Source organism: Burkholderia ubonensis, from assembly GCF_902833085.1.
In the GTDB taxonomy this organism is placed as follows: domain Bacteria; phylum Pseudomonadota; class Gammaproteobacteria; order Burkholderiales; family Burkholderiaceae; genus Burkholderia; species Burkholderia ubonensis.
Map to the genome: position 1 here is coordinate 72,391 of NZ_CADFEB010000015.1, position 17,476 is coordinate 89,866.

Sequence of the window (17,476 nt, forward strand, 5' to 3'; positions counted from 1 at the left end):
GGGTGGCACGGAGCAATGTCCGTGCGCTCCTCAGGCCCGCGGAATGACCTCGATGCGCAGCGGTTCGCCGCCGGCCGTGATCGCGAGCAGGTGGTCGACGTTCGGATGCGCGCCCGGACGGTTGCGCGCATCGGCCGTATGTTCGGCGAACACGGCAAGGCCGTGCTCGGCCGCCTTCGCGTCCAGCGTGCCGAACGTCTGCCGCAGATAGTGATACACCGCGAGCGAGCCCTGCTTGCCCGGCTTGTTCTCGATGTTCGCAACCACGTCGCCGTTTCCGCTGACGAGGTCGATGCGCTCGATGCCGTCGATGGACGGCAGTTGCGCGAGGTTGTCCTTGAATACGCTGGTCGGTTGAATCACTGGAAACGCTCCGTCGGTTCGGTAAAGGGCATCGCGGGCCGTATCTTATCCGATCGGGTGCGGCGAGTCGGCGGCCGCTCGCGCGCGGTCGACGTCCGGGCTGCGATACAGGCGTTCGGGAATCTCCGCGAGTCGCGACGCGTGAACCTGCCGCGGCGCGAGGTCGTAGAACTTCTGAAAGCTCATGATCAGCGGCGACCACTTGTCGGGATCGATCCGGTCCGGATCGCCGTCCATCAGCAGGTCCGGATGGACATGCACGCGCTGGATCCGCACCTCGAACACGCAGATGCGCCCGCGCCCTTCGGCAGAATCCTCGGCGAGCCCGTGCCGGGCCGCCACGACGGCCTCCAGGTGCACCGGGCATTCGAGCGCGCGCGGCGCCGACACCGTGTCGGACGCGGTTTCGGTGAGCCCGGCCCGGCCGAACTTGTCGGGCTCGTACACATAGCCGCGCGCCGTTTTGGACGCCGGCACCGGGCTGGAACCCGTCGTGCGCGCGATGCGGTCCACCGCATCCGCCTGCGCGGCCGACGGCAGGTTCAGCACGCATTCGCCGGTGCGTATCAGGTTCTGCGTGGTTCGGGAGCTGGCCGCGAGGCCGAGCACGCCGCGCCAGCCGAGCCAGAACGCGGACGACATCGGCGCGAGATTGGCCGTGCCGTCGTCGTTGCGTGTGCCGATCAGCACGACGGGCGTGCCGAAGTAGAGGATGTTCGGTTCGCAGATGCGATGCGGAGCATTCATGGTAGGGGCCTTCGGGTGACGGGATCAGGCTTCATGCTGATCCGTCCGCCGCCGGCTGACGCTCCGCTTCTTGTGATGTCATTCGGCGATCAACTTCTCCACCAGCGCGCCGAGCTCGCCCAGATGCACGGGCTTCGGCAGGAACGCGTCGAAGACGGTCTTGTGCGCCTCCAGCGCGGCCGATTCGTACGCGCTGACGCCCAGGATCGCCGCGCGCCGCGTGCCGTCCGCCGGCATCGCCGCGCGAATCCGCTTCGCGACCTCGACACCGTTCAGGTCGGGCAGCTCGAGATCCAGCAGCACGATGTCGTACCGGTACTCGGCGAAACGCGCGACGCCTTCGCTGCCGGTGCCGCACAGGTCGGCGTGGATGCCCAGCGCCGCCAGCATCGAGCCGAGCGTTTCGCGCGCGTTGTCGTTGTCGTCGACGACGAGCGCGCGCCGGTCGCGATGCGGCGCCGCGTGCGGCGATGCTGGCGTGTCGCCCGCCGGTTCGCCGCTGTCGGGCACCTCGACCGGCAGCGTCACGACGAATTCGCTGCCTTCGCCGACGGCGCTGTGCACGTCGATGTGCCCGCGCAGCGTCGTCACGATCTGCCGCACGACGGCGAGGCCCATGCCGATGCCGTCCACATGCAGGCCCTGCGCGTCGTTCGCGCGGTAGAACGGCTCGAAGATCTTCGACAGATGCGGCTTCGCGATGCCGGCGCCGGTGTCGCGCACGGCGATCCTCAGCTTCGGGCCGGCGGGCGCGTCGAGCAGCGTCGCGCTCACGTCGATCGTGCCGCCGTTCGTGTACTTGACCGAGTTCTCGATCAGGTTGGACAGCACCTGCTGCAGCAGCTGGCGATCCGAGCACACGGCCAGACCGGGCGGCTCGACGCGCTGCGACGCGTGGATGCGCTTGGCCGAGATCCGCTCGCGAAACGGCTCCATCGTGTCGGCCAGCAGCGGCGCGATGCCGACGATTGCCGGCTCGGCGCGGCGCCGGGTGGAGCGCAGCTTGATGTAGTCGGTGAGCTCCCTCACCAGCGCTTCGAGCGACGATGCGGAGTTCTGCAGCCGCCTGATCGTCTTCAGGTTCGCGTCCGACTGCGGCCGCGCGAGCAGGATCTCGATCGACCCGCTGATCGCCTGCAGCGGCGTGCGCAGCTCGTGGCTGACCATCCCGAGGAACGCGTTCTTCGCGTCGACCATCTCGAACGCGCGGTCCGATGCCTGCTTCTCCGCGACGAGCGCCGCGTGCTGCCGCTCGAGCAGGTCGTCGCGCGTGCGCACCGTGTAGAACAGCAGCAGGAACAGCGCGCCGAGGATGACGCCGAGGATGCTGCCGAGGATCAGGATCGCCTGCTGCTTTTCCTTCAGCTGGTGGAACGTGAAGTCCCGCTGCGCCATCTCCAGCGCGCGGAAGTAGTTGGCGAGGGCGTTCACTTTGGGCCAGTACGCGTCGACGTCGGCCGCCATGCGCCGCGCATCGCCGCGTGCCTCGCGCAGCGCCGGCACTTCGCGCTGCAGCCGGGCCATGAATGCGCCGAGCGTCGCGATGTCGTCGCGCGCCTTCGGGATGCGCAGCCAGTATTCGGACACTTCGGACGGCCGCCGCAGGAAGCCGAACGACGCCGACAGCGCGTCGAGCTGCGTCTCGACGCGATCGAAGTCGTCGTCCTGGCGCGTCGCGTAGAGGATCAGTTGCCGGTCGAACCGGCTGTACGCGTTGCGATACTGCGCGGCCGTCCAGAACACTCCTTCGCGCGGGCCTTCGAGCACGCCTTCGTTGACCGACGTCGCGAGCAGGTCATGCAGCAGGAACGCCCACGCGGCGAAGCCCAGGATCCACAGCGAGCCGAGGGCGACGATGATCTTGCGCTTTTTCCATCGCCTGGCCGTCATTTCACGGTGAGGCCGACGACCTGCCACGCGAACTTCGCTTCGCCGAGCGGCGTCTTCAGCTCGTCCGCGAACTGGTCGCGCGGATACATGACCCACAGCGGGCCGTAGCTCGCGTTGTCGAGCACCTTGCCGTTCATCTTGCGGGCGAGGATCACGCCGTACTTGTCGGCGTCCGACAAGGGGATCGTGAACGTGTATTCGTCGATGCAGTGAAGCTCGATCTGCGTGCCTTTCGCGCCGACGAGCTTCAGCACGTCGGCGAGGCGCGGGCCGCTGAAGGTCGCCACCGGCGTCCAGCTCGTCGACGTCGTGATCGTGTGCTGCGGCAGCGCCATCAGCGCCTGTTCGGAGAACACGTACACGGCTTTGCCGGGCTGATTCGATTTCGCGATGTTGCCGTCGACGGTGAACTTGAACGGCGCGGCCCAGGACGCGGCGGCGGCGCCCAGCAGGCAGGCCAGCAGCAGGCCGTGCAACCAGATTCTCGGATTTCGCATGGTTTCCTCTTGCGTGTTGTCGATGTGCCGTGGGCCCAACCGGGTTCAGCCCGCGGGCGCGTTGAACGGCTGGGCGATCTTCAGCTCGCGCGCCACCTCGGCGAACAGGATCGGCAGGCGGACCGGCTTCTCCTCGCAGCGCGCGTTGAACTGAGACATCACGCGCGCGATCTCGTCCTCGCTTGCCTCGCCGGTGGAGATCTTGCCCGTCAGCAGGAAGATCGGCGCATCGCCATTTTCGCTCGAACGGATGCTGCGCACGAGATCGGCGGCCGTCTGGTCGCCGAGCATCCAGTCGAGGATGTAGCCGTCGAAATCCTCGAGCTCCAGCGCCTTCCTGAACGAGTCGCCGTCGTAGTACGGGATCGCGTTCACGCCTTTCTCGACGAAATACTCGCATACCGTCTCGGCCACGTCCGCCGAATCGTCGACCACGGCGATGCGCGCCGCGTATGCATGCTGCCGGGCGGAGCGCAGCTCGATCACGTCGACGGGATAGGTGCGGCCTTCATGCGCGTGGTGGCGTTCCATGACGATCCATTCGCCTTGCGACTGGATCGCGACGAAATCCGTTTCGGCGTGGCTGCTGGCCTTCGTCGAGATCGCGGCCCGGCAGCGCAGGCGCCTCGATTCGATGACGAGCGTCGCGTCGAGCATCTCGGGGGCCGCGCCCGCGCCCGCGTGCGCGCCCTGGTCGTCGAGCAGGATCGCGGGCGGCACGCCGAAATGCGTCGCGATGTCCCGCAGCTGCGACAGGTTCCACGGGATCAGGCCTTTCATCTTGCGGGTGACGACGGAAAAGCTCAGGCCGAGCACGTTCGCGATCGTCGTGTTGTGGCTGCGCGGCGGAATGCCGTTCCGGGTCAGGAGGTCGCGCACCTTGGTGGCGGTGATGAGGTCGGCGTTGGCCTGCTCGTTGTTGGGCATCTCGGTGAGGTCTCCGGTGGTGTGCGCGTCGAAGCATAGCAAAGCTGACGCGCCGTGCAAACTTCAAAATAAGAATCGGCTTGACATGCCATTTTTCTCCGCTATTATTGCTCACCGCGTCACTATTGTTTTTTGCGTCATGTTTGGAGGGCGCGGCAAAACGTGACAAACGAGTAAAGCAGGGAACCTGAGAGAGCCTTGGGCCGAGCGCCGGCGCGGTGGATATCCACTGCGCCGCGCGCCCGACCGGGTGCGCGATAACAACGAAGACTACAAGTAGCGCACGCAACGGCGTGACGTCTATTACGGCTACGGGAATTCGGGCTATCCGTATTGCGGCGTCTGGAAGCAGACGTACTGGTACGGCTATTGACCCGCATCCGAAAGCAACGGGGCAGCCGCGGGGAGACCACCATCGTATTGCCTGCACGGCCGGCTACGACCAGTTCCACGGCGGGTTGGCCGGCCCGAATTTCGGCTGGATGAGCGGCAACAGCATGACCGGAAGCGCCGCGGCGGTGCCGCTCGCGGGCCTCGATTTCCGCGAAATCCAGGACTGATCGGCGCCGTTCCGGGAGGCGCGCGCTGCAGCGGCACTCGTTTCCCGAGCATGTCGCGCTGTCGCGACTTCGATCCGACGCTCGTCCGGCATGCGTGCCGGACGGGTTGGCCGGTTCGGTGTTCGCCGGAACGGTACTTTGCAAGGGTTCTTCACGGATCGGCGTGAAGAACCCTTTCTTTTGGTCGCGCGACCGGAAGCGCATTTAAAAGAATTTAACAAAATGCGTTGCCTGAGCGGCTAGCCCGTTGAACGCGCCGACAACACGATGCGAAACGAGCGACGGCTATTTGCCCGCGTCGGGTTTCAGTCAAGTCCGAAAATTCTTCGCCATCTAATTTGATCTGTACGAAATGGTTCACGCGATGAGGACACTCGTGCGTGCCTTTGGCATGATCGGAAATCCCTTTTTTACAGGTGTTTTCCGAGACGATCACGGGCGCAGGAACGGCATCGTTCCAGCCGCGTTCGCGATCGTCGCCGCATGCCATGTCGCAGAGCCCGCTTCAATCCCTTCGCCGTTACCAGAGTATTTCTGTGTTCGGCGGCGGAATCGTCGTCACCGTCCTTGTCCTGATCGCCTGCGGTCTCGGGATGGTGTCGATCGTCTCGGGCTATGTCGAGGGGGCACGGCGCAACTACCTGAACGGCGTGGAGCAGACGCTCAACGAAATCCAGGTGAGCGAAACCTCGTTCCGCAACGGCGTCGCGAACGCGCAGTTGATCTGGCAGGAGGCGAGCGATGCGTCGGCGGCGGTCGTCGACGATTTTTTCCGCAACGACCAGCGCGTCGCGACCCGGCCATATCCGTCGCTGGTGGTCGGCGTGCCCGGGCAAACCGGCGACCGGGCCGAGGTGGCGCGCTATCTGTCGTTGTCGGTGCTGCTGTCGCGCATCTGCGCGGCGAGCTCGATCAATCGCGGGCGCAAGCTGGAAGGCTACCATTACAGCACGCGTACGGGCGTGTTCGGGCTGATTTCCAAACGGAGCCGCGATGATCCCGCGCTGGTTTCGCTTGACAGCCGCGCGCGCGTGCTGGAGGCGCTGCGCGTCGATTTCGGGCGCGAGTATCCGGGCATCGTCGATGCGCGTCCGCACGTGCACTGGCTGGCGCCGTTCACCGACCCCATATCGGGGCAGCCGCGCATCCGGCTCGCGGCCGAGGCGCGCGACAACGGCAAGCCGTTCGCGGTGCTCGTCACCGAATACCCGACCGATTACCTTCTGTCGTGGCTGGCCGACTATCGTCCCGAAGGCGCGTTCTACATCACGACGGCCGATGGGCGGCTCATCACGATGGATCCTTCGGCAGGCGATGCAGGCCGCGTGGAAAGCCTGTTGAACCTGAACCCGTGGCGAGGCGGCGCGGCGTCGACGGGCGCGCCCGTGTTCCGCGACGGTTTCCTGTTGTTTCACGGCAAGCTCGAATCGACGGGCTGGACCCTTGCGTATGCGCTGTCGTGGACCGACATCGCGGCCGGCGTCGCGCGTTCGGCCGGTACGCTCGGCGCCGCGACGCTGCTCGCGCTCATGGTCATGTGGGGGCTGCTGCTGCGCTTTCATCGCCGGGAGTTCGTGCCGCTCTATGCGCACTCGCAGCGCGTGTTCGACAGCGAAGCGCTGTGCCGCAGCGTGATCGAGATGGCGCCGATCGGACTCGGGCTGATCGCGCGCGACGACGGGCGTTTCATGCTCGTGAGCCCCGCGCTGAACGACATGGTCGGGCGGATCGGCGGCGACTATCACGCGCTGTCGAGCCAGGTGGCCGACGCATGGCAGGCGCGCGGCGACGTCGGCGGCGTGCTGCACGACGACCTCGTGCTGGGCGGCGAGCAAGCCGCGCGGCTGCACCTCGAATTCCTCGCATGCGGCGCACGCTACCAGGGCACGGACGTATTGATTGCCGCGGTCGCCGACATGACCGTGAAGCGGCAACTCGTGCAGCAGCTCGAAGAAGCCGTCCGCGCGGCCGATTCGGCCAACGCCGCGAAATCGTCGTTCCTCGCGGCGATGAGCCATGAGATCCGCACGCCGCTGAACGTGATTCTCGGCAACCTCGAACTGCTGGAGCGTTCGGCGCTCGACGCGATCCAGCACGGCCGCGTGCACACGTTGCGCACGTCGGCGATGAGCTTGCTCGCGCTCGTCAGCGATATTCTCGATTTCTCGAAGATCGAGGCCGGGGCGATGTCGGTCGAATCGATCGAGTTCGACGTGATCGCGACGGTCGAACGCGAGCTGAACGCGTTCGCGACGATCGCGAAGGCGAAGGAGTTGCAGTTGTTCTGCGAGATCCATGCAAGCAGTACGCAACAGATGCGCGGCGATCCGACGCGGTTCGCGCAAGTGCTCCGCAATCTGCTGAACAACGCGCTCAAGTTTACCGACGTGGGCCACGTGATCGTGCGCGTTGCCGTCGTCGCCGAAGGGCACGACGCGCCGGAACTGTCGATCGAGGTCGAGGATACGGGCATCGGCATCGCCGCCGAGCATCGGCGCAAGCTGTTCAACGCGTTTTCGCAGGTCGACGCGTCGATCACACGTCGTTACGGCGGCACGGGGCTCGGGCTCGTGTTGTGCGACCGGCTCGTCACGGCGATGGGCGGCCGCATCGAAGTGGCGAGCGAACCGGGCGTCGGCAGCCGTTTCACGGTGCTTCTGCCGCTCGGCATGGACGTCGCCGCGCTCGACCGGCTGCGCACGGCCCATGCACGCACGCTGACGCTGATCGCCGCGCATCCCGGGTGGCGTGATTTTGCGTTGCCGCATCTGCATGCATGGGGATTCGACGTCAGCGTGTACGACGGCCCGTCGAGTTTCCCGGGCGGCATCGCGCGCCGCGGCGCGGTCGTGCTGTTCGGCGATTCCGACGCATGGTCGCACGCGGATCTGAACAAGCTGAGCGATTGCGCGCCGCTGATACTCGCGATACCCGATGGCCCGCTCGAACCGTATCGCGCGGGCGACACGGTGCGCGTGTCGAGTTATTCGCTCAGCGGCTTGCGCGCCGCGCTGGCGCTCGGCGGCCCGATGGGCGATAAAAGCGGGATCGGTGATGTATCAGGCGAAGACCCGCGGGACGATGGTTCTCCCGTTCGCGAGAGCGTGACGGCCGAACTGTCGAGCGGCACTGCCGCGCAGGGCAGTCGCGGATTGCGCGTGCTCGTCGCCGACGACGAAACCATCAACGGCTCGATTTTCAGCGAGCAACTGTACGCGCTCGGCTGCACGGTAGCCAAGGTTGGATCGGGGCGTGCGGCGCTCGAATCGCTGGCCGGCGGCGACTGGGACGTGCTGCTGATCGGTGACGGTCTGCCCGACATGCGTGCGCATCAGCTGGCCGAGGCGGCACGCGGCGTCGATGCCGCGTGCGACGTACTGGTCGTGACGTCGCATTTGACACCCGAAGGCATGCGCCGCTGCACGACAGCCGGTGTGCGGCGCGTATTGACGAAACCCGTGACGCTCGGGCATCTGCGCGGCGCGCTTGCGCAGGCGTGGCAGCGGCGTGCCGCGACTTCGGAGAAGGCGCGATGCGGGGCCGCTTGCCCATCGGGCTCAACCCAACATGAAACGGCATTGCATGACAAATAACCTACAAAAACAGCGAACGCCTCAACGCGTATTCGAGATAACAAAGGCAGGGTGCCGACGCACATTGCGCGGCAGACTTCAAATCAATACTGGAGGGGAACATCGTGCGTCATGTAGGGAAAATATTCGCACTGTTGCTCGATTTTGCCGCACTCTCTGAGAAGTCTCGCAGGGAATTCCTGACGATGATGAACGAGTTTCTGCTGATGTCGCCGGTTCAGCGGCGACGTGCGCTGATCGAGTGGAAAAATAGGGTGGATGGCAACTCACATGACCTGCCCGGCGATTCGAGCCATCGATAGCGCGTCGTGTCGCGGTCCGGCCGCAATACGCGGGAGCGCGGCCGGGCGACGTTGTGGCATCCCGTAACAGCTTCGAGCCGTCGCGCGCGTCGGCAAGTCTGCGCGGTGCGGCCGTGCGGACATGTCGTGCGCGCCGCAGGCGTTGGCACGCATCGTCCGCCGCGCGGTCAGGCACTGATTGCGCGGGCGAACCGGGATTTATCTTAAAATCGAGTCATATTTTGTCCGGTGCGCCGAATCCGGCCAGCCATCGGCGCGATGGCGCGAGCGTGCTCCCCGTCGTGGCGGGGACCGGACGCGTGACTGAAAGCCTCGGGGAAACAGGAACATGGACGAATTCTTTGTGCGCGTGATGGTAGCCGACGATCATCCGGCGTCCGCGCTCGGCATGTCGCAGTCACTGCAAGGCAATAGCACGATCAAGCTCGTGGGCACCGTTTCGAACTCGACGGACCTGGTCGCGGCGCTTGACGCGCAGCAGAGCGACGTGCTCGTGCTCGACTACGTCATGCCGGGCGGCAAGTACGGCGACGGCCTCGTGCTGCTGTCGTTCCTGCAGCGCCGCTATCCGGCGCTGCATATCGTGACGATCACGATGATCGACAATCCGAGCGTGCTGCGCGCGATCCACAAGCAGGGCGTGAGTTGCATCCTCAGCAAGTCGGACGCGATCTCGCACCTGATCGGCGCCGTGCATGCCGCGTACGTCGGTGCGAACTACATGTCGCCGCACATCAAGCAGCTGCTGCAGGACGCCGAATCCGAGTCCGCCACGCGCGCGCTGACGACGCGCGAGATCGAGGTGGTCCGATTATTCAGCGCGGGCTACACGGTGGGAGAGATCGCCGCGCAGCTCCATCGCAGCAAGCAGACCATCAGCTCGCAGAAGTCGAGCGCGATGAAGAAGCTCGGGATCGTTCGAGACGCGGACCTGATCCGCTATGCCGATGAGCAAAAGCTCGACAGCGCGCCGGCCGGCGATACATCGTCGACGTAGCGCGTGCATGGGCCCGCAGCCGCTCCGGCGCGGCTTCGGAGCGGATGCGGCCGCCAGCGGCGCAGCGGGGCGCCAAGCGGAATGAAGAACAGGATTTCCTGGAGCCGGATGCGCCGGCATCGGTGAACGGTGCGGTATTCCGGGGCGGGAGCGACGAGATCGATACGACATGCCAGCCAAGCTGAAAAGACTTGTTTCTCACGCCACGGCGGCCGTTCGCAAGCCGTTCGACCCGGGGCGCGTCCGGCGGCAGCAGCAGTTTCTGCTGTACGGCAGCGGCGCGGCGATCTCGGTGTTCATTCTGGTGTGCATGACGCTTGTCTTGCTGCTCGACGTGCAGGAGTCGCTCGAGCGTTTCCGCGTCGAGTTCACGGGACGCAGGGCCGAACTCGTCGCCGAGGTGGAGATCATGCGTGCGCTGCGGAATCGCTATGTCGAGGACATGGAACTGCAATGGGCCAGCGTCGCTGAAAATCCGCCGGGCCTGCCCGGGTTGCTGGCCGGCAAGCACGGCGAGCAGAGGTTCGTCGGGCGTAAAGGGCGAATTGCGATCGCCGCATTCGCCGACATCCCGCCGGCCGCCTCGGCGAACAGTCACTTGCCTTACCTCGCGCGCTATCTCGACGGGGTCGAGGTGACGGGCGTCCTGCCGCCGCCGCAACCGACCGATCCGGGCGGTTCCGCATATCTGATCGATCCGAACGGCGATTTCATCGTTGCGGCGGGGCATCCGCTGGTGAAGCGAGCGCTTGCGCTGCCGGCCGGGTTCGACGTGAGGGCACTGGCCCAGCAACTGCGGCCGACAGCGAATGACCCGGCCGTATCGACGGTGCCCGCCGTTCGTCGAAATGCGATCGTGCTGGAGCGGCGATTCGATCCGGTGCTCGGGCGCTCCGTGCTGCGGATGGTGCAATGGGTGCGCGGCGCGAACGGAAAGCCAGTCGTCTGGTTCGTCATCAACAGCCTGCCGCTGATAGAGGGGATACTGCGCTCGCCGGGCGCCGGCAGGGAATACGCGCTCGTCGATTCCGGCGGAAATCTCCTGCTCGGCGGGCAACCCGACAGCACATTGGTGGCGCGTGCGCTCGAGCATGCGCGCAGCGCGGCCGGCGAGCGGGCGGTCGCACATCGCGTGGGCACGACCTTCGTCGTCAGCGACCGGGTACCGAGATCGGACGAGGTCGTGATGGCGACCATCTCATGGCGTGCCGTTCTGAGCGACATTGCCTTGCGCGCGAGCTTGACGGTCGCGCCCGCAGTCTTCGCAATCGCGTTGCTGTGGATCGCAATCTTGATGTTCGACAGGCGCGCGCTGCGTCCGGCGAATCGGCGTGCGATTCGCCTGATCGAAAGCGAGGCGCTCAACCGGACGCTGATCCGCACGGCGCCGGCCGGGCTCGTGCTGCTGTCGTTCACCGACGGCGAGGCGCTCGTGCGCAACGACGCGATGATCGCGTATGAGCGGGACGTGGCGGGCGAGCCGCTCGGCAAGCGGCTGTGGCAAGCGTACCGTGACGGTGCGCCCGCCGGCAACGCACGCAAGCGCGTGACGCGAGAGCTGACCGTCGAGCGCGCCGGACACGGCACCGCCTATTTCGGTGCGCACATCGTGCGCACCAAGTACCGCGGGATCGACGTGCTGCTGTGCACGCTGCTCGACATCACGGTGCGCAAGCAGGCGGAGGAGAAGCTGCGCGAGGCGCGCGAAGCCGCCGAGCTGGCGAACAAGGCGAAATCGACGTTCCTCGCGACGATGAGCCACGAGATCCGCACGCCGCTCAACGCGATCATCGGCAACCTGGAGCTGATGGAGCGCGCGCAGATGGCGGCGCCGCTGCGCCGCCGGCTGGGCACGATCATGTCGTCGTCCGATTCGCTGCTGCGTGTGATCAACGACGTGCTCGACCTGTCGAAGGCCGAGTCGAACCAGATGGCGCTCGAAAGCATTCCGTTCGACCTGCGCCGCGTCGTGAACGATGTCGCCGCAATCTTCCGTCCGCTCGCGGATGCGAAAAACCTGGTGCTTGCGTGCCGCATTGCCCCGGATCTCGCCGATGGCTACGTGGGCGATTCGACACGGTTGCGGCAACTGGTGTCGAATCTCGTCAGCAATGCGATCAAGTTTACGAAGCGCGGCAGCGTGACGATCGACGTGCGGCTCGCGCCTGCGGGTCCGGCCGGCCGTGGCGTCGAAATCGCCGTCAGCGACACGGGCATCGGCATTCCCGAAGACAGCATGTCGACGCTGTTCGACGTCTATATCCAGACCGACGCATCGATTTACCGGCGCTTCGGCGGCACGGGGCTCGGGCTGCCGCTGTGCCGGCGCATCGTGACGCTGATGGGCGGCGAGTTGCGTGTCGACAGCCGGCTCGGCGAAGGCACGGTATTCGTGGCTGAACTGCCGCTGCCCGAAGCGCCGTCCGGCTGGCGAGACGATGTGCCGGAACCCGAGACGTTCGTGGATACCGCGCGTGGGTACGACGCGGAGGAGCGATTCGACGCGGATGAAGAGGCCGAAGCGGACGCGGAGGTTGACGCGGACGAACCGCTGCGCGTGCTCGTTGCCGAGGATCATCCCGCGAGCCGCGCACTGCTGCGCGACCAGCTCGACGCGTTGGGCTACGACGCCACGATCGTTTCCAACGGCATGGAGGCGATGCGCGCGTTCTTCGAGCGGCCGTACGACGTCGTGCTGACCGATCTCGGCATGCCGGAGCTCGACGGCTTCGCGCTCGCGAACTTCCTGCGCGAGCAGGGCGCCCGCGTGCCCGTGATCGCGATGACGGCACACGCGACCGACGAGGACCGGCGGCGCTGCGCGCAAGCCGGCACGGTGGAGGTCGTGCTCAAGCCGCTGTCGATCGAGACGCTCGACGCGGCGTTGCGGCGGCATGCGGGGCGCGACGCGGTGTCGTCCGAGCCAGCGCTCGAGCGCCCACCCGTCGTGCCCGCGATGACCGACGAGGTGCGGCGCACGCTTCACGACGCGACGCGGCAGTCGCTTGCGGCGATTCGCGACGCGCTTGCGAACGGCGACGCCGATACGCTGCGTATCGAACTGCATTCAATGCGCGGCGGTTTCGCGCTGGCGGGCGATGTCGACGCGCGCGATGCGTGCGCTGGTGCGGAGCACGCGATGCGGGATGGCGGGCCGGAAGCATTGCAACGCGTGTGGAATTCGACCGAGGATGCTGTTCGGCGGGCGCTCGAACGGCTGCGGGAGGATGGTGGGGCGGAACACTAGGCCGGGGTGTTTGTCGTTGGTTCGAGACGGATGGCAACTTTGCGTCATGCCGCCTCGCCGCCCCGTCTCAGTTGTACTGCAGCACGTAGGTCAGTGTCGCATCCGCCTTTCCCGCCTTGATTTCGCCGCCGCTGGCGATGTAGCGCGCCTTGCCGGCGAAGTGGTAGAACTCGCTGTTGGTGCCGCTGCTCGTCCACGTCATCGGCATCGCGTTTGCCTTCGAGAACGGCAGAGCTACCCCCTTTTCATTGGTCAACGTCACGCCGACACCCTGCGCCATGCCGGCCTGACCTTGCCCGTCCGTCAGCAACAGGCCGTCGCGCGGAGAATTGCCCTCGAAGTAGATCGACACCGGCGGCTTGATGGTCGGGTTCATGCCATCGCAGCGAATGTCCAGCGAGAAATCCTTCTGAAGCGTATTGCCCTGCCGGAGCTCGCCGATGGCAGGCCTCCCGAGATTCACGGTGGGCGCGGACGCCGGGTTGTAGCAGCTGGTGAAGTAGATGTTGTTCACCAGCGTGGTCTTCAACTGGGTGCCCGTGACGGGTATGCGGGTCTGCGGAACCGTGGCTATGTAATAGAGCGTACTGACATCGAACGGCGTGATGCTGCCGCTTCCGACCGCTATCCCGGTGCGGATGAATTCCACGCGCCAGCGCGCGCCGACAACCGTGCGCGCGTGCGTGCAACTCACCGTCTGCCGCTCGTAGGCCAGCTCCTTGTTCTGCGCCTTCAGCGCATAGCCGATCGTGCATTGCTTGTCGCCCCACCGCACGTCGATGCTGCCCTTGTCCTCGATGCCGAACATCAGCGACGATGCGAGGCGGCTTGATCCACACGCTGCGTTGCCGCCCCGGCTCAGTTGTACTGCACGACGAAGTTCAGCGTGGCATTGCCGCTGCCGGCGGTGATCGCGCCTGTCGTGGGCGCATACTTCGCCTTGCCCGTGAAGCGGTAAACCTCGCCATCCGGGCTGGAGCGGTTCCAGTCCATCGTCAGCGCGTCGGCCTGGGTGAACGGCAGCTTGGCACCCTTGTCGCTTGTCAACGCGATGCCGACACCGGCGGCGACACCAGGCGTCCCGCGTCCGGACAGACGCAACAAGCCCGCTGCCTCGTTGTCGCCTTCGAAGTACACCTTCACCGGAAGCGGCTTGCCCGGTTTGTTGGTCCCGCAAGCGACTTCCAGCGAGAACGAATATTCCGGCGTCCGGCCGCTCTTGATCCGTTCGATAGGCTCCTTGCCCATCCGGACATTGGTGACGGGCGTTGTGGTCTTGCAACCGCCGAAGTAGATGTCGTTCGTCACCTGCGTCGTGCCTTGCCCTCTGATATAAAGCTTGGCCATTGTTGGCCCGACGGCACCGAAGACTGCGTTGAACGCGAGCGACACGCTGCCGCCGGATGCCACGTTCGTTGCCGTTCTGATCAGTTCCACTCTTACCTTGTATGGGGCGGTATAAAGGATAGCGCCCCAGTTGGGGTTCCCTCCCATGACAGACCACGGTGGGATATAGTCTTGATCTGAGGCGACAAACACGAATCTCACGCCTATGCCGTCCACATTGGTTTTGTAGACACCGTTGTACCCGGGCACCAGTTGGCCATCCGGCACCGTGATCGTAAAATCGATCCGATCGGGCGACCAACACGCGACGGTCTTGAGGGAGTTGGACGTCGTGAATTGAACCTCGGAACGCGCCAGCACCCCGCCCACCGGGGCAGCCGCGACGTTCATCGTTGCCGGAAATGTCACGTTGTAAGGGTCCTGGCTCCAAGGACCCGAATACGAGCAGGAGCCAAACGCGGCCCCCGACCAGATCAACGAGCTGGCAACAATTGCCGCCCGCACCCAACGCAGTTTTTTCTCGAACATTCCTTTCCTCTCGATAGATTCCATTACGTGCAAACGTGTAATGCGCGTCATCCGGCGGTTGGTGAGCGACAGCATGGCCGCGCGAAGCGGAACGGCAGACAGGTTTGGGGAATGGTTCGATGAAGCAACGTCGTTTCCCGTCTCTCCGGATCGGGAAACGCCGCCCAAACGCACTTCAGCGCGCGCCGACCACCGTGCCCGCGCGCATGCACATCGCCACCTGCCGCTCGTAGGCCAGTTCCTTGTTTTGCGTCGGCAATTGATAGGACACCTTGCAGCTTTTGTCGACCCACTGCACGTCGATGCTGCCCCTGTCCTCGATGCCGAACACCAGCAGGCAGGACAGGTTGTTCGCCATGCTGATGACCTTGTCCTGCTCGTCGTAGGCTTGAGTGGCGAACGAGATCTTGGCCGCCCTATCCATGCTCGGTTCGAACTGGACGCGCCGTCCGGAGGACGCACGACCTAGTTGTATTCGATCACATAGGTCATGGTGGCATCTGCCTTGCCCGACTTGACTTCGCCTGTTGTCAGCACGTACTTGGCTACGCCGGAGAAGCGGTAGATCTCACCTCCCACATCCGACCGGAAGTGATCGATCTTGATCGAGCGCGAACTGTCAAAGGGCAGCTTCACGCCCTTGTCGTTGACCAGGGAAATACCTATGCCACTGGCCATGCCCGACGCTCCCGCACCCGAAAGCGCGAGCAGCCCGTCGGTGCTGGAATCGCCGGCGAAATAGACCTTCACCGGGAGGGTGGTAGTTTTGAGACCTTCGCAACGCACGTCGAAGTTGAACGGCCGCTCCGCGACCTGGCCCAGCCTGAGTCGATCGGTGGTCTCCTGGCCCATCTTCACATTGACCACTGCATCGACCGCCGAGCAGCCGCTGAACATCACATCGTTTTTCACCGTTGTGCTGCCAGTGGATTTGACGGTGTAGGTCATTCCACCGCCCGAGAGCGTCACATTGAAGTTGGTGGACAAGGTTCCGGAGCCCACGCCGGTATCGATGCGGACGAGTTCGACAACTACGGCTTGCGGAGCGTACCCGCTGGATGTGGACCAACTAAAGGGGGCGTAGTAGACGTTGGTGCCGGTGGGATTCAACCGAAAACCGACCTTTATCCCGATCCCCTTGATGGCGGTCTTGTAGACCTTCGGGTAGCTAGAGAGCTCCAGTCCGCCATTGAAGGCAACCGTCATCGTAGTGTTAGCCGTGCAGTTATACGATTCGTTTGAAGCCCAGAGCGTATACGTATTCGTTGCGAGCACTTCTCCTATCTTGGCGGCCTTGATGGAGATATTGGCCGGCAGCGTGATGGTTCTCTCGAGCGCGCCCGAGTTGGCCGTGCAGGCGGCGAAGGCACTGGTCCACGCCAGGCTGGCGGAGAGCGCCAGGCTGAACAGCATCAGCTTGCGCAGGGTATTGAGGATCATTGCGTTGGCTCCATGGTTGTCAGAATCGCGGCGCCGCAATTCAGCGACGGCAGGGCGCGGCGAGCGCAGGCAGCGTCGTGTCTCGCGCCCACCATTCAATTCGAGTGCAGGCGCCGTCGCCCCCAGCGCACATCGATATGGCCCAGATGCTCGATACCGAACACCAGCAGACCGGACGGTTTTTCATCAGGCTCACGGCCTGAGCCGCCCGATGCGCGGCCCGTACGAACGGTTATCCCGCGAAGAACGTGGCGTCAATCCAGCACGCGCGCCGGATGACGATCACCTGACGCTGGTGACCATCGCGCTGCGGACACAGCTCGCTGCCTGCCGCTCATACGTCAGTTCCTTGTTCTGCGGCTTCAGCGCATAGCCGATCGTGCATTGCTTGTCGCCCCACTGCACGTCGATGCTGCCCTTGTCCTCGATGCCGAACACCAGCAGGCGCGACTGGTTGTCCACCATGCCGAGCAGCTTGCCCTTCGCGTCGTACGCCTGCGCGCCGAACGGCACCTTGCCGCCGTCGTCCTGGCTCAGCTCGAACTGCACGCGCCGCCCTGACTCCGCTTCGAAGCGGGTCTTCACGATGGCCCCGCGCGTCGGCACCACCATCTTCGCGTTGTCGGTAATCTCCGTATGCGTGCCGATGCTCGACGGGTCGATGTTCAGCCAGTTCTGACGATACGGCTGCAGATACGGCACGACCGCATAGCCGCGCCGGTCGGTGCGCACCGTCGGCGATCCGCCGAACGTCACGTCGCGCACCTTCGGCACCTCGACCACCGCGAACGTCTCGCCGACCGGCTGGCCGAGCGTGATGCCGCCGCCGTGCACGACGACGGAGCCCGATGCGCCCGCGTCGAAGTGCCGGCCCGAACGATCCTGCGTGAAGTTGCCGGTCAGCTTCGCCTTCGCCGTATCCCAGCCCGCGCTGACGCCGCCCGAGCCGCCGCCGTCGCGGCTGTAGCCCGCCTGCACGCCGTAGTTGACGGTGTTGCTGTCGTTCAGGTAACCCGACACGCCGGTCTGCACGTTGAA

15 protein-coding genes are annotated in these 17,476 nt (G+C 65.2%); 5 read left to right on the forward strand and 10 right to left on the reverse strand.

The annotated features are described in order from the left end of the window. Window positions 1–30: 30 nt before the first annotated feature. The 5 genes from HWX31_RS33825 to HWX31_RS33845 form a co-directional block, all read right to left on the reverse strand. On the reverse strand, window positions 31–363 hold the full coding sequence (locus HWX31_RS33825; RefSeq protein ID WP_174964352.1) for a DUF2322 family protein: 333 nt from the start codon (window positions 361–363) through the stop codon (window positions 31–33). Between the two features lie 45 nt (window positions 364–408). Further along, on the reverse strand, window positions 409–1,110 hold the full coding sequence (locus tag HWX31_RS33830; RefSeq protein WP_174964353.1) for a flavin reductase family protein: 702 nt from the start codon (window positions 1,108–1,110) through the stop codon (window positions 409–411). A gap of 78 nt (window positions 1,111–1,188) precedes the next feature. Continuing rightward, window positions 1,189–3,000: a hybrid sensor histidine kinase/response regulator AtsR gene (gene atsR, locus HWX31_RS33835; protein ID WP_174964354.1), complete on the reverse strand. Its 1,812-nt coding sequence runs from the start codon at window positions 2,998–3,000 to the stop codon at window positions 1,189–1,191. Next, window positions 2,997–3,497, reverse strand: a complete 501-nt coding sequence (locus HWX31_RS33840; protein ID WP_174964355.1) for a putative pterin-binding protein — start codon at window positions 3,495–3,497, stop codon at window positions 2,997–2,999. The genes atsR and HWX31_RS33840 overlap by 4 nt, the downstream gene beginning before the upstream one ends. Window positions 3,498–3,542: 45 nt before the next feature. Next, on the reverse strand, window positions 3,543–4,424 hold the full coding sequence (locus HWX31_RS33845) for a response regulator (protein WP_174964356.1): 882 nt from the start codon (window positions 4,422–4,424) through the stop codon (window positions 3,543–3,545). A gap of 293 nt (window positions 4,425–4,717) precedes the next feature. Between HWX31_RS33845 and HWX31_RS35450 the strand changes: the two genes are divergently transcribed. The 5 genes from HWX31_RS35450 (at window position 4,718) to HWX31_RS33870 (ending at window position 13,123) form a co-directional block, all read left to right on the forward strand. Continuing rightward, window positions 4,718–4,984, forward strand: coding sequence for a hypothetical protein (locus HWX31_RS35450; RefSeq protein WP_174964357.1), 267 nt, complete (start codon window positions 4,718–4,720; stop codon window positions 4,982–4,984). A 488-nt stretch (window positions 4,985–5,472) separates the two neighbouring features. Next, window positions 5,473–8,577, forward strand: coding sequence for an ATP-binding protein (locus tag HWX31_RS33855; RefSeq protein WP_174964358.1), 3,105 nt, complete (start codon window positions 5,473–5,475; stop codon window positions 8,575–8,577). Window positions 8,578–8,681: 104 nt separating this feature from the next. Then, window positions 8,682–8,879 (forward strand): hypothetical protein, encoded by a 198-nt coding sequence (locus HWX31_RS33860; RefSeq protein ID WP_059709215.1) that lies wholly within the window; start codon window positions 8,682–8,684, stop codon window positions 8,877–8,879. A gap of 328 nt (window positions 8,880–9,207) precedes the next feature. Further along, entirely contained in the window at window positions 9,208–9,876 is a 669-nt protein-coding gene (locus HWX31_RS33865) for a response regulator (RefSeq protein WP_059612308.1), read from the forward strand. 169 nt (window positions 9,877–10,045) lie between these two features. Continuing rightward, window positions 10,046–13,123, forward strand: a complete 3,078-nt coding sequence (locus HWX31_RS33870) for an ATP-binding protein (protein ID WP_174964359.1) — start codon at window positions 10,046–10,048, stop codon at window positions 13,121–13,123. 67 nt (window positions 13,124–13,190) lie between these two features. Here the strand turns inward: HWX31_RS33870 and HWX31_RS33875 are convergent, their stop codons facing one another. The 5 genes from HWX31_RS33875 to HWX31_RS33895 form a co-directional block, all read right to left on the reverse strand. Beyond that, window positions 13,191–13,931 (reverse strand): fimbrial protein, encoded by a 741-nt coding sequence (locus HWX31_RS33875; protein ID WP_174964360.1) that lies wholly within the window; start codon window positions 13,929–13,931, stop codon window positions 13,191–13,193. A 50-nt stretch (window positions 13,932–13,981) separates the two neighbouring features. Next, window positions 13,982–15,073, reverse strand: a complete 1,092-nt coding sequence (locus HWX31_RS33880) for a fimbrial protein (RefSeq protein ID WP_174964361.1) — start codon at window positions 15,071–15,073, stop codon at window positions 13,982–13,984. Between the two features lie 100 nt (window positions 15,074–15,173). Continuing rightward, window positions 15,174–15,422, reverse strand: coding sequence for a FimD/PapC C-terminal domain-containing protein (locus tag HWX31_RS33885; RefSeq protein WP_174964362.1), 249 nt, complete (start codon window positions 15,420–15,422; stop codon window positions 15,174–15,176). A gap of 41 nt (window positions 15,423–15,463) precedes the next feature. Continuing rightward, entirely contained in the window at window positions 15,464–16,438 is a 975-nt protein-coding gene (locus tag HWX31_RS33890) for a fimbrial protein (protein ID WP_208456100.1), read from the reverse strand. A gap of 282 nt (window positions 16,439–16,720) precedes the next feature. Next, the coding region (locus HWX31_RS33895; RefSeq protein ID WP_175934014.1) for a fimbria/pilus outer membrane usher protein at window positions 16,721–17,476 on the reverse strand (756 nt) is incomplete at its 5' end.

Coding starts and splice junctions, on each gene's coding strand:
- HWX31_RS33830 (WP_174964353.1), bottom strand. CDS start 1,110: ATGAATGCTCCGCATCGCATCTGCGAACCGAACATCCTCTACTTCGGC.
- atsR (WP_174964354.1), bottom strand. CDS start 3,000: ATGACGGCCAGGCGATGGAAAAAGCGCAAGATCATCGTCGCCCTCGGC.
- HWX31_RS33840 (WP_174964355.1), bottom strand. CDS start 3,497: ATGCGAAATCCGAGAATCTGGTTGCACGGCCTGCTGCTGGCCTGCCTG.
- HWX31_RS33845 (WP_174964356.1), bottom strand. CDS start 4,424: ATGCCCAACAACGAGCAGGCCAACGCCGACCTCATCACCGCCACCAAG.
- HWX31_RS33855 (WP_174964358.1), top strand. CDS start 5,473: ATGTCGCAGAGCCCGCTTCAATCCCTTCGCCGTTACCAGAGTATTTCT.
- HWX31_RS33865 (WP_059612308.1), top strand. CDS start 9,208: ATGGACGAATTCTTTGTGCGCGTGATGGTAGCCGACGATCATCCGGCG.
- HWX31_RS33870 (WP_174964359.1), top strand. CDS start 10,046: ATGCCAGCCAAGCTGAAAAGACTTGTTTCTCACGCCACGGCGGCCGTT.
- HWX31_RS33875 (WP_174964360.1), bottom strand. CDS start 13,931: ATGTTCGGCATCGAGGACAAGGGCAGCATCGACGTGCGGTGGGGCGAC.
- HWX31_RS33880 (WP_174964361.1), bottom strand. CDS start 15,073: ATGCTGTCGCTCACCAACCGCCGGATGACGCGCATTACACGTTTGCAC.
- HWX31_RS33885 (WP_174964362.1), bottom strand. CDS start 15,422: ATGGATAGGGCGGCCAAGATCTCGTTCGCCACTCAAGCCTACGACGAG.
- HWX31_RS33890 (WP_208456100.1), bottom strand. CDS start 16,438: ATGATCCTCAATACCCTGCGCAAGCTGATGCTGTTCAGCCTGGCGCTC.